The organism is Virgibacillus necropolis (assembly GCF_044793635.1).
GTDB classification, from domain to species: domain Bacteria; phylum Bacillota; class Bacilli; order Bacillales; family Amphibacillaceae; genus Virgibacillus_F; species Virgibacillus_F necropolis_A.
In genome coordinates this window covers 3,141,459-3,154,286 of sequence record NZ_CP084992.1, presented here as the reverse complement: position 1 = coordinate 3,154,286, position 12,828 = coordinate 3,141,459, and the positions used below count along the sequence as shown (strand labels likewise).

Genomic DNA, 12,828 nt, shown 5'->3' with positions numbered 1-12,828 from the left:
AAAGCAAATTCAGGTTATCATTTAGTTTTTATCCCGTGTCCACACTCGATCAAAGTTCGAGTTTTGTGGAAATTTTTCTCCAGCCTTAAGCTTGATTATCTTTGGATCATTTACCATACTACCTGTTTCCCCTATTTCCATATATACACCGTTATTCGGTGCTTTTTGTCCAAAACGAAAATGGCTGTATTCACCCATTGTTATCACTCCTAATCCTTATTCTATCTAGTATTCCTGCTAGTTATTTTCTTCTATTTTGACTTATTTATTCAAAAGGTTGCAATCAATTTAAACTTAATCTATAATTATGATTGATTAATTAATCAATCATTTATTGGAGGGGTAATATGGCTAAACCACGTTCAGATCAAAAGCGTGAAGAAATTTTTCAGGCTGGGTTAAAACTTTTTGCTCAAAATGGCTATTCCAAAACAACTATTAAGGAGATAGCTAAAGAGGCTGGCGTTAGCTTTGGTACTGTTTTTACCTATTTTGAAACAAAGGAAAACCTATTTCGTGCCTGTGTAATTGAACCGTTAGCTTATTTTAAGGAACACATGCTTGAAGTCTATGAAGGTCTAGATAATTTAACCCTTCCTAAACTAAAAGAACTTATTGGCAACCATGTTGATTTATTTTTGGAAATGGAGCAGGAGCTACGTATCATTCAATATGTTATCGGTCAGCCACACCGTTTTTCCGAAATCGAGGAATTGGACCAATTTGCTGATGCGTTCTTCCTATTTATCCAGGATATCGTGAAAATTGGAATGAAAAAAGGCTTCTTACCTGAAAGTGATCCACAGGAGGTTGGATATGGTTATCTTGCTTACCTTAGTGGAATCCGTCTAATCTTTACCGATCATGCAAACGTGCAGTTAACCAATGCCTTTAAAAACCAGGCTTTGCGTTTATTTGGAATAGGTAAATAGGAGGGCATAACAATGACCGCTTATCGTAATTTGCATAGCTCAATAAAAATTCGTATGTATTTACAGTTTGCCACAAATCTGGCGAGTACGATGATTATACCTTTTATAGCGATTTATTTTAGTCAATTGGTTGGGGCGACAATTACAGGGGTTCTTATTATTCTAGTTATTTGTTCAGGAATTGTTGGCGGTCTCATTGGGGGTTATTGGTCAGATCAAATAGGTCGCAGGAAATTACTTATACTCTCGGAATTAGGTATAGGTATTTCATTTTTAGCTATTGCTTTCGTTAATTCTCCATGGGCCGTCTTACCATATATGAGCTTTGCACTTTTTATGGTGAACATGTTTTGCAACGGCATATATATGCCTGTGTCGTATGCAATGATTTATGATTTAGTAAAAAAAGATGAGCGGAACTTTGTATTTACAGCTATATACTGGGTGGCGAATCTATCCAGTGCGCTTGGCAGCATTACGGGAGCATTTTTATTTGAGGATTATCTTTTCTATTTATTTATATCTGTAGCTATAATTACACTACTGTCTTCATTGATTACTTATCTTTACATCGGGGAAACTTTTGTTAAAAAAGAAGTAACTGGTCAGACTGCGGCACCGTCATCGATATGGTCAAGTTACCGTCGGGTATTGAGTGACCGCATATTTATTATTTTCCTAATAGGGACATTACTCGTTCTCTCCCTTGAAAGCCATTTAACCAATTATATCGCCGTCCATTTAGAAAAAACAATGAATGAAACCTCTTTGTTTGGATCATTTACGATTGATGGATTAAATATGGTTGGACTATTGCATGCAGAAAACACATTGCTAGTAGTACTAACTGTAGGGTTCGTAGCTTGGATGGTTAATAAAACATCTGACTATTGGAGGCTATCTGTGGGAATGGGTTTCTATGTATGTGGCTACGCGCTCCTAAGTTATACCTCCTCCCCCTGGTTGTTGATTGGACTGATGGTATTTATTTCACTTGGGGAACTAATGTATATTCCCGTTCGCCAAAGTTTGCTTGCTGAATTAGCTGACAAATCTTATCGAAGCTCATATCTAGCTTTAAATAGCTTTATTGGACAGGGAACGATGATTTTAGCTGGTGCTGCTATTACTATTGGTGGACTTGTCCCCGCCAGTGTGATAAGTGGAAGCTTTTTAATTCTGGGAATGATAGGTATTTATATGATGACTCGGGTTATGAAACTGCAAAGCAGAAAAGAATCACGCGCTAAAATGATTGATTGATCAATTACTTTAACTGTGAAACCTTTCCACTGATGGTTCGTATAAACAGTAAGAAAATTAATAGATCTCCATTGAAAGGAATGCTCTCATGCGAACATGGTTTACAGTGATTCTGTGTTTCACCTTGATACTAATAACTGGATGTACAGATAATTCAAATTCATCTCCTACTGAAAAAGACCAAGTAGAACAAGTAAAGTCTGAGAAAACTGCACAAATGGAATCCCATCTGAAGACAGAAAACATTATTTATGGTCCAGCTGGTCCTATATACAAAATAGATGTAACTTATGACGACAAGAAACATCAAATCAGCGGAACCATGCATGTTAGTTTTGTCAATAATCTTGATAAAACGTTAGAGCACATTTACTTCAACCTATGGCCAAATGCTAAAGAATTTAAAAGTGGTGGAGTTCAGGTAGACAACGTCCAATTCAACAATAAACCTGTCAAATTTGATGTTAAGAAAACCAAGCTTAACGTTTCAGGACTTTCACTGAAAACTGACGAAGAAGCAACAATCAAAATGGATTTTACAGTCACTATACCGGAAATGAAGAACCGTTTTGGCTGGTACGATACCAATGTTTCTTTGGGGAACTGGTTTCCGATTCTCGCAGTCTACGATAATGAAGGTTGGAATCTTGATACTTATTTCGCGGGCGGGGAATCCTTTTATTCCTTAACAAGTGATTTTGACGTCACTTTAAAGACCAACAAAGGACAAATGATAGCAACTACCGGGCAATCACTTGGTAAGGTAACGATGGAAGATGGCTTAGCTATCCATCACTTTAAGGCAAAAAATGTTCGGGATTTTGCGATTGTAATGAATTCAGCTTTTAATCAAAGCACCTTTAATGAGAACGGCATAAAAATCAATGTCTTTTACGAAGAAGAGAATAAGGAATACGCTAAATACATGATGGATACTGCTCGTTATTCATTATCCTTATACGGGAAGTTATTCGGCAAGTATCCCTGGCCCGAGCTGGATATTATCGGAATGCCAATAAACGTAGGCTTAGGAATGGAATATCCCCAGCTTGTTATGATCAGTCTTAAATCTGATGAAGAAAAAGAAAAGTATGCTATTTACCATACCACTGAACACGAAATTGCCCATCAATGGTTTTATGGTGCAGTTGGTAACAATCAATATGATGAACCATGGTTAGATGAATCCTTTGCCTCGTTTGCAAGTTATATCGCACTTCATGATAAAAAACCGAACTTTAAGTGGGTACGTGCAATTGGAAAAAAATATTATCACCTTACCTCTCCTGCATCAACATTTTTGAAACATAAAGAGGATGATGGATTAGCGATGTATGGTGATGTCATTTATGATTATGGAGCAAAAGCGCTGAATGAATTACGGAAAAAACTTGGAGATGATGCTTTCTATAAAGGCATGCAGGCCTATTTTGAAGAAATGAAATTCAAGGTGGCAACGACTGCAGATTTCATACGGATTATGGAACAATCTTCAGGTGAGGACCTTTCAAAATTTTTTAAAGACCATCGAGTTTACCTGGACGATACAAGATAAGAGAGAAAATTATGAGAGTGCCCATTGCATACAAACAATGTGTGCTCTCTTATTTCTTTATGGTGATCCCTACACTAACTTATCTATTAGTTTTTGTAGCATATCAATAATCTAAGTTCCCCCTCAAAGAACGTTGTTTCACATCATTACCTTCAAGCCAGCTCTTCCAATCAATGATTAGAGTTTTTCCATAAGGTAGAGTAGTCAGTACAATGTCATTACTAAAAAGGTAGGCAAACGTATGTAGGGTACCGAATAAACCATAATAATCTTTATAAAACATGCCAGAGTTAGGATTCCTAAACCATTCAAAAACCTCTTTACCACTTAAATTATCAAGATTTTTATTATCCATGTGCGTTATACGTTTATGACTATTTGTATGATCAACCCTATTCTTGTTCACCATATCCTGGTGCTGAAAGTGATTGGTACACAATAGAGTATCAACACCACTTCTAATTTTAACTTCAAAAGGAGTTATTTCCACAATTGCCCTTCTCCCTAAGCTGTCCCCGATTGAAAAGTTGTAACTCCAGGAGTGGGGTAACTGTTTCAATAATTCTATTGCCTCTTCTGTACTTTTACATGTGTCTAAAACAATTCTTACAATTGTGGAAGCGGTTAGTCCTTTTGCTGTTTGGTCATTATTCACAAAATGAAAAGCTAGGAAAAGCCCTTTTTCATTTACCCCTTCATGCCTTCCCAAAACATGAAGACTATGCCCTACACTTGCAAAGCATTCTTTTGGTTGAACAAAAACTAGCCGATGATCATAAATTTCAGGAGTGAAATCATAGTTTCGTACGGCAAATTCCTGGTTTACAACTGATGAACAACCCATTCCTTTGAGCTTGGGAATATCATAACCACTGAATAACGATGCCGCTTCCTTATAACTAATTTCCAACGCATCCGCTAATCCTTCAATTTCATCCAGCAAATGTGGTGCATATTGAATAAAAACTTCTTTTGCTTTGTCGGGATCAAAACTAGCACTCTCCAGTTTGGAAATATTTGCAATTAGTGAGTTATCAATCCTCTGACCTTGTAACCATCCAATATTATAGGCAGTATCCCTGTATTGTTCGACTGACACTTCAATTGGTTCCATTAAATCATTCCTATACAATTTATTTTCCTAATACTAACAAGGATTTATCATGTAATCCTGTCATTTTGTGCTAGGTATTGATATGTATGAAGTGAGTCTCTGAGTCTTAATTTAATTGCCACGTGCAATTATGGATATTAGCCTTATATATAGGCTCTTTTCGTACGCATTGTTGCTTTTCATCTTCATAGTTGATTTAAACTGCGACGTAACAAAAATCATGTTCAGTGCCCTTCGACCGCTACGGAAAAATCACTTCGCTTTCCCGCAGGAGTCTCCGTGTTTTTCCTTCGCTAGGGTCAGCTCATAACTTCAGTGATTGGAGCTGCGGGTAGTCGACTCCTGCGGGGGGAAAGGCAAGGACACTGAAAAAGTGGTGGATTTTAAAAATTTAACTTTACACCTTAACTTAGCATTTCGAATATACGGAGACTCCTGCGGGAAGCAAGAGATCGGCGAGACCCCGCAGGACGGCAGTCCGAGGAGGCTTGACACTCGCCCGCGGAAAGCGAAGTATATTCGAATATGCGATGGTGGATCCACATATTTAGTACTATATTTAACTTTTTCAGCAGCCTTGTGATTTTCTCGAGGAGGCTAAGGCCGTGCCCGCGGAAAGCATCCGCCCGGAGCGATCCTGGACGGAGCAATAGCACATGTCTTTGGGAATACAGCCTATATATAAAATAATGGAGGACCTACAATGAGGTCCCCCTTGAGATATGTCACTAGTTATTCCGGAATCTCCACCAACAATTCTTTCGAAAAGTAATACAAATAAACAGTTGTAACTGGCTTCTTCCAAATTCGTTCAATTGCCAGGCGATAAAGCTCCATTTGTGTTTTATATCTAGTTGTTAACTGTTCCTTAACCTTATCTGTCACTTCTTTTTCAATCGCATCTGTCTTGTAGTCAAGGATCATCAAACCATCCTCAACTGGAATTACACAGTCAATCACACCCTGAACAAGCACTTGTTCATCCACGTCACTTGACCAGGAGGCATATACCTCTTTTGCTGATAATGAAAGACTGAAAGGTACCTCCCGATGGACATTTGATGCCTGAAGCATCCGTTTTCCAATTTCGGTCCTGAAAAATTCCTCGATGACTTTTCCATCAATGATTTCTGCTTCGTCTGTTGTTAAAATTTCTTTATCTACCAATCTTTCAACAAATGATTCTACCTCTGATGCTTTCCATTCTTTTGTTAACGGTATATGCTGCATTACGGTATGCATGGCAGTACCTTTTTCGGCTGCTGAAATGGTCTTCCCTTTTTGCATAAACAGCGGCCGTTTTACAATTGGCGCTCTTGATGTTTGTACCAATTGATCTGCACTGTATTCATCCTTCAGCTCGCGTTGACGTTTAATTTCCGTCACGGTTTGTTTCGCGCGTGATGTTGCTGCTTGTGTAAATGGATACACATAGGAAAGTTTTTCATCAATTTGTTCATCGAGATCTTGGTTTCTAAGCTCCAATGGTTCCCACTTTTGGATGTTTTCCTTTAAGTTAATATCTTCTTCGGTTACAACATCCTCAAGGTTAACTAATTCACTACCATGCAGGACAGATATATCCCATTTGGATGGATCCATTTTAATTTCATTGTTCGCAACTTCATTTACATCCTCAGCCCGTAAAACTTCGCTGGATTGGTGACGTATTAATGCTGGTCCTACCCAATCGAGGTATGATTTTGCTTCGATTCGAAAATGTGTAGGCATTACCCATTCACGATGATCGAGCATTTTTTCCCATTTCTTTTGTTTTTTCTCAAAAGATGCCACATTACCAATCATGACTAGCTTCTCCTTGGCCCGGGTTAACGCTACATATAGAACACGCATTTCTTCCGCAAGTAATTCTCGTTGCTTCTCTTTTTGAAATGCATAGTACAACAATGTAGGATACGTAATCCGCTTCACCGGATCAATATATTTACTTGCGAGTCCTAAATCTTTATGCAGTAAATAACGCTGCTTCAAATCCTGCATGTTAAACTGTTTATCCATTCCACCTAGAATAACAACAGGAAATTCTAGTCCTTTACTTTTATGAATAGTCATAATCCGTATAACATCTTCTTGTTCACTCAGTGCACGCGCTGCACCAAGGTCTTCCCCGCGCTCTTCCATGCGTTCAATAAACCTTAAGAACCGGAATAACCCTCTAAATGAAGTTGTTTCATAGCCTCGTGCCCGGTCATAAAGGGCGCGTAAATTGGCTTGACGCTGTCTTCCTCCTGGCATCCCACCGACAAAATCGTAATAACCCGTTTCCCGGTATATCTGCCAGATTAATTCAGACAATGCTCCTTGTCGTGAAGCAATCCGAAACTTCTCTAATTGGTTTAGAAATTTTATTGCTTTATCTGCTAATTCGTTCGTATGTTGCTTACTATATGCGATTAATGCGTCATAATAGCCATGTTTTTTGTCTGCTAAACGGATACTTGCTAACTCTTCTTCATTTAAAGCAATAATCGGAGAGTGTAAAACGGAAGCAAGCGGAATATCCTGTCTTGGATTATCGATGACCTTCAAAAAGCTGAGCATAATTTTAATTTCAATTGCTTCAAAATATCCAGTCGATAACTCTGCATAGACAGGAATTCCTTGTTTCTTAAGCTCATCAACAATGGTAGGTGTCCATGTCATGGAACGCATTAGGATTACAACATCGCGATAGTTAAAATCACGCTGCGTACCAGTTGTTTTATCAAAAACTTGAAGAGGTCTATTGCCATCTTGACCTGTCCATTCCTTAATTTTCTGTGCGTATGCTCGTGCCTCTAGTTGCGCTTTTTCAAGGTCTTGAAAATTTTCATCCTCTGCTTCCTCTTCTTTATCCTCTTCTGTCTCCCGGTCAATTATCAAAAGCTCCGGTTCAGGAGATTCATATGGAAAAGAATCATAGGATTTGTTCGCATAAATCAATTCAGCATCTTCGTCATAATTAATTTCGCCTAAATTTTCATCCAATATTTGTTTGAAAAGATAGTTCGCGCCGATTAAGACCTGTTCTCGACTCCTAAAATTACTTGATAAGTCTATCCGTTGACCAGGATCTTCCGTATCGTGAAATTGCTTATATTTCTGAATAAACAAAGACGGTTCAGCGTGACGGAATCTGTAAATACTTTGCTTCACATCGCCAACCATAAACATGTTTCCATTGCCACTACGGTCACTTATTAACCGCAAAATTGTTTCTTGTACTAAGTTCGTATCCTGATACTCATCAACCAGCACTTCGGTGAATTTCTCTTGAAAATGTAGCGCCACATTTGAAGGTGCAGGGTTTTCAGAAGTTGACGACTCGTCCACTAATAGTGCCAAACAATGATGCTCTAAATCAGAAAAGTCCACGATTGCCTTTTCTTTTTTTTGTTCAGCAAAACGATCCTTGAACTCTTTTACAATTTCAGTTAACTGCTTAATTACTGGAGCAAGCTCACGCATATCATCTATATGACTAGCAAGGTTTCGAGTAAACCAGCCATCTTTCATATCTTTCCAACGCTTCTTATAGCTATCGCGAAGACTTTTGACCTTGTCCTTTATCTCTTCCGAACACTCCATTTTTTTCCTGGACAGTGTCTTAAATGAACTGCCCACCATGTAGGCTTGCAGCTGATCCCAGGTGTCACTGTTCGCAATCGCCTCCTGAATCATCGCAAGATCAGCCTCAACCGCTTCACTATAATGGTATGGGCCTTCAGGATCATTGATAAGTTCGAGTGCTGCATTAGCTTCAAGTTCAATTGCCGTAAGTTGACTTTTCACATCTCTTTTAATGATGGACAGCCAAGTCAGGTCTTCTTCTTCAAACATGTCTGGAATTTCATATACATCCGCCAATTGATCAAGCCATTTTACTGGCCATGGATTTTGCATGGCAAACGTGTATAAATCAAGCACTAGATTCTCAACTTCCACATCACTGCGGTCACTTGAAAAACGATCAACTACATCAAAAAAACGTGCCTGCTCTTCTCCCTCTTTCCCATACCATTCTTCAAATAAATCAGCAATGACATCCTGTTTGATTAAGTCAACTTCCATATCATTAGCAATTCGAAAAGCTGGGTCGATATCCAATAAGTAAGCGTATTGCCTCACCACGTCTAAGCAAAATGAATGGAGTGTCGAAATCGACGCACGCTGTAATAAGGATAACTGTTTCTTCAAATGATTGGAGGCTGGGTCATCTGCAAGGGCTTTTTCCAGTGCCAAACCTACACGATTTCGCATTTCCTGTGCAGCTGCATTGGTAAACGTCACAACTAGGAGGGTATCGATATCAACTGGACTTTCTTTGTTAATTAGCTTTTGGATAATGCGTTCGACAAGGACAGCCGTTTTCCCTGAACCGGCCGCTGCCGCTACAAGCATGTCGCTACCCGCTGTATATATCGCTTGTTCTTGTTCTTTCGTCCAATTAACCATGATTAATTCCCCTCCCCTTTGCGAAGTCTTTCTAATATGTCTTCGTCCTTCATATCTGGTAGTTTACGATAATTATTTTCCTCTAAAATAGGATCAAATTGACAAACCGATCGAAACGAGCAAAATGTGCATGGCACTTTTTGATTATGCTGATATGGATTCAAGTGCACACCACCGTTTGTCATATCGATACCCGCTTGTCCCATCAGACGATGGACATGCTCCTGTAATCCGGCAAACGTTTCATTATCGGCGATTTTAGAATATTTGTGGAACCCACCATTCTTTTTAACCCCAGCTGGTACAATCTGACTGGAACCTGAATCTAGTGAATGGTCCATTAGCTTGACAATTTCTTCGCTCGATAACAGTAGTCCCTGCATTTTATACTTTTTCAAAATTTCTTTCTCAATTTCATCGTCCAGCATTTTTTGTTTTCCTGAAATCATTGGGTTATGGACATGGAAATAAAGTACTCCCGCGGGGGTTGCTTTCTTCCCTAACCATTGTTCTGATTGCGTGAGCACAACATCCAAGTATGTCAGCATCTGTAAGGCTAATCCGTAATATACTTCGACTAAATTCAATCCTCTAGCACTTGATTTATAGTCAATGATTCGTAAAAATAAATCCTCTTGATTTAATGCCTGATCCACACGATCAATTCGACCCCGAAGCATTAATTCAAAACCATTTTCAAGTGGTAAGGTGATCGGTGATAATGTTTGATCTGGACCAAATCCAAGTTCCAGTCCTATTGGAGAAAAATCACTTTGCCGTGCTTGTTCACTTAAGATAAATGCTGCGCGTGCAATGACTTCCTGTAGTTTTTGTTGAATATATTTATACCGGTTCGAACTATGCAGAATTTGATGCTGCAAGATTGGCGCCAGATTTGTCACAGCTTTTTGGGCATAGCCATCTGTATCAATTTTATTCAACTCTGCAAAATTCCTGCCTTCAGCCTGTACCCATTCGGTAATCTTCTTCAGTGCCTCGTGGAAAAGGTTTCCTATATCTGGTGCGTCTAATTTATACGTTTTTCGTTCGTCAAGTCCAAGACTATATTTTGCAAAATGCTGATACGAACAACGATAATACATTTCAAGTCTCGAAACACTCGCTTTTACTTGCTTTGGATATAGTTCATTGACCGTATCGTTGGAAAGGTTTGTCGGTTTATTTTGGTAATACAGGCTTTGTAAGGTTGTATAGCTCGTACTGTGTTTCGCATGATTTTTAATATACCAATTGAGCACATGCCACCATATCGGCATTAGCGGATATCCTTTTCGATTTCGTGCCAGTTGTGCAGTTAATGCTGCACGTGTTTTCGTTTCCGTTGTGATAAATCGCTCTGCATGCAGTAATTCATCCGGATCCTGCAATAACACATGTGTAACGCAGTAAGGGAACAAATCTTCAACCCGTTTAATCAATTGGGAAGGCATTTTCGCTTTGCCTTCTTCATCGCTTAATGGATAACTAATCCAAAGCCGATCAGTTGATGATGTAAAGGCTATATACATGTAAAACCAGTCATCCAGCAGCTTTCGTTTACTACTTTCAGCCAATTGAAGTCCCTGTCCAGCCAACATCTCACGTTCCTGCTCGTTAATCATGCCATCAGATGGTGGCTTCATCGGCCAGATCCCATCGTTTACACCTAATAAAAATGTACATTTGATCCCGCTAATTCTAGATCGATCAATGGTACCAACTGTAACATGATCCATACTAGGCGGAACATGGGCAAATTTTAATGAGTCGAAACCTGCATCCAATGTGGAGCGGAATATTGGTAATGTGATAGTCTCTTCGCCTGCTATTTCAACCATTTCATCGAACAATTGGATAACTGCATTCCATACTTGTTCCTGCTCGCGGCCTTTTTCAATTTGTCCATTTTCATCAAATTGTGTACGCATGTCTTCTAGCTTTTTCGGTACCTGAAGTTCTTCTAACCATGTAAAAACCACCGAACAACGATCACGGATTGTCTCGCATGTTCGTATCTGTTCATCAAATTCTTTAATTGCTTGGACAACTTGATTTCGATAGGCATTAATTCGCGTTTGCAATTCTTTCTCTTTATCTGTTTGTGCTGCATGTTCAAATCCACGAAAACGCTGAAAAATCCATTCTTTTTCACCGAACCAACGCTCGCGAGATCTTATCCCATATTCTAATACGTAATTTTCCAATTCATCAATTGCATCATTCGTTAGCGGAAATTCCTGATCAGTTGCTGGAATAAACCCAGTTTTCAGCATACGAAAAATGGCATCATAGCGCCAATTTCCATCAACGATTTCTAGCGCTGAACGAATAAATTCAATCAGTGAATGATTCAGCATCGTCCGTTTTTCATCAATAAAAACCGGGATATCATAATCACCAAAAATGGTAGCAATTAAATCATGGTATACATCGGTTTGTCTAATATAAACCGCTAAATCGTTGAAGCGATAGCCTTCCTCCCGAACTAACCGTACAATTTCCTGGGCAGCGCCTTCCACCTCTGCGCGTGGGTGCACCGCCTCTGCAATGGTTAACGGAACTTCACCTCTGTAAACTGGTGCTGGTCGTACTTCAAAGTTACTTTCCAAATGTGCAAAATAAGGCCGTTCCTTAAACTTCCCTTCAGCAGGATCCAGAATTACTGGCTCCTCGATTGCAATATAATTTTCATTTGCAAGTGCCGTGATAACTTGATAGGTTTCCGTTGTCTGATAAAATAAATCCAGTTCCGAAAGTTCCCTGTCCTCTACTACATCAGCAGTTAATGTAATCGTCACATTCGCACACTTTTTCATTAATGCTTCCAACACTTGCAACTCTTTTGGTGTGAACCGATGGAATCCGTCTAAATAAATTTCAGCATTTTCCAGAAAAGATGCTTCTTTTATTTTTTCAGCAAGTAATTGTAGTTGATCCTCACTATCTACATACTTACCTTGTAGCGCAAAAGTGAGCTCTTCATATATATAGGATAAATCCTGAAGTTTCTTTTTTAGCGCTTCCTCTCCCTGTTCCTTATGTACGAACTGATTCAATTGATCAATCTGCATCTGTAAGACTTCAGGAGTAACCTGGTATCGCTTGAACTCGGTAATCATTTTCTCTAATTGTTCAAGGAATCCTTGTTTCTCCAACGCTTTCTGAAAAATATTCCAGTCCGCTTCCTTTTCCTCTATAATTTTACGAAGCATCATTTGAATGCCAAGCGAACTGATAAATTGGCGTGTACCGCCACCAGTTTCCTGCAGGACACGCCATGCAAGACGTGAAAAACTGGCTACCTGGGCACGGATACTTCCATGAATTCCTTCTTGTTTAAATAATTCATATTCCTGTTGAAAGGTCATTTGATCTGGAACAATATAAAATATGGGTGGCCCTTGTGGGTCATCCATCAATTTTTCCTTTATTTCATCTAGCGACCTGCCACTTTTACCAGTGCCCGAACGCCCTAATATGAAACGTATCCCCATAATAACCCCCTCGAC

General features: G+C 39.1%; 7 protein-coding genes. 3 read left to right on the top strand and 4 right to left on the bottom strand.

Going from position 1 to position 12,828, the window contains the following annotated elements:
• Positions 1 to 21 precede the first annotated feature (21 nt).
• Positions 22 to 198 (bottom strand): YjzC family protein, encoded by a 177-nt coding sequence (locus tag LG329_RS15405; protein WP_404451703.1) that lies wholly within the window; start codon positions 196 to 198, stop codon positions 22 to 24.
• Between the two features lie 149 nt (positions 199 to 347).
• Between LG329_RS15405 and LG329_RS15400 the strand changes: the two genes are divergently transcribed.
• The 3 genes from LG329_RS15400 (at position 348) to LG329_RS15390 (ending at position 3,750) form a co-directional block, all read left to right on the top strand.
• The gene (locus LG329_RS15400; RefSeq protein ID WP_404451702.1) at positions 348 to 932 is read left to right on the top strand and encodes a TetR/AcrR family transcriptional regulator; all 585 of its coding nucleotides are present in this window, start codon (positions 348 to 350) and stop codon (positions 930 to 932) included.
• 12 nt (positions 933 to 944) lie between these two features.
• Entirely contained in the window at positions 945 to 2,195 is a 1,251-nt protein-coding gene (locus tag LG329_RS15395; protein WP_404451701.1) for an MFS transporter, read from the top strand.
• A gap of 88 nt (positions 2,196 to 2,283) precedes the next feature.
• Positions 2,284 to 3,750 carry a M1 family metallopeptidase gene (locus LG329_RS15390; protein WP_404451700.1) on the top strand — a complete coding sequence of 489 codons (1,467 nt, stop codon included), beginning with the start codon at positions 2,284 to 2,286 and terminating at the stop codon, positions 3,748 to 3,750.
• Positions 3,751 to 3,853: 103 nt separating this feature from the next.
• Here the strand turns inward: LG329_RS15390 and LG329_RS15385 are convergent, their stop codons facing one another.
• From LG329_RS15385 to addB, 3 genes are all read right to left on the bottom strand, one after another.
• Complete coding sequence (locus LG329_RS15385; RefSeq protein WP_404451699.1) at positions 3,854 to 4,864, bottom strand: C45 family autoproteolytic acyltransferase/hydolase; 1,011 nt, start codon at positions 4,862 to 4,864, stop codon at positions 3,854 to 3,856.
• Positions 4,865 to 5,596: 732 nt separating this feature from the next.
• Positions 5,597 to 9,319, bottom strand: coding sequence for a helicase-exonuclease AddAB subunit AddA (gene addA / locus LG329_RS15380; RefSeq protein WP_404451698.1), 3,723 nt, complete (start codon positions 9,317 to 9,319; stop codon positions 5,597 to 5,599).
• Positions 9,320 to 9,321: 2 nt separating this feature from the next.
• Positions 9,322 to 12,813, bottom strand: coding sequence for a helicase-exonuclease AddAB subunit AddB (addB, locus tag LG329_RS15375; RefSeq protein ID WP_404451697.1), 3,492 nt, complete (start codon positions 12,811 to 12,813; stop codon positions 9,322 to 9,324).
• Between the last annotated feature and the right edge of the window lie 15 nt (positions 12,814 to 12,828).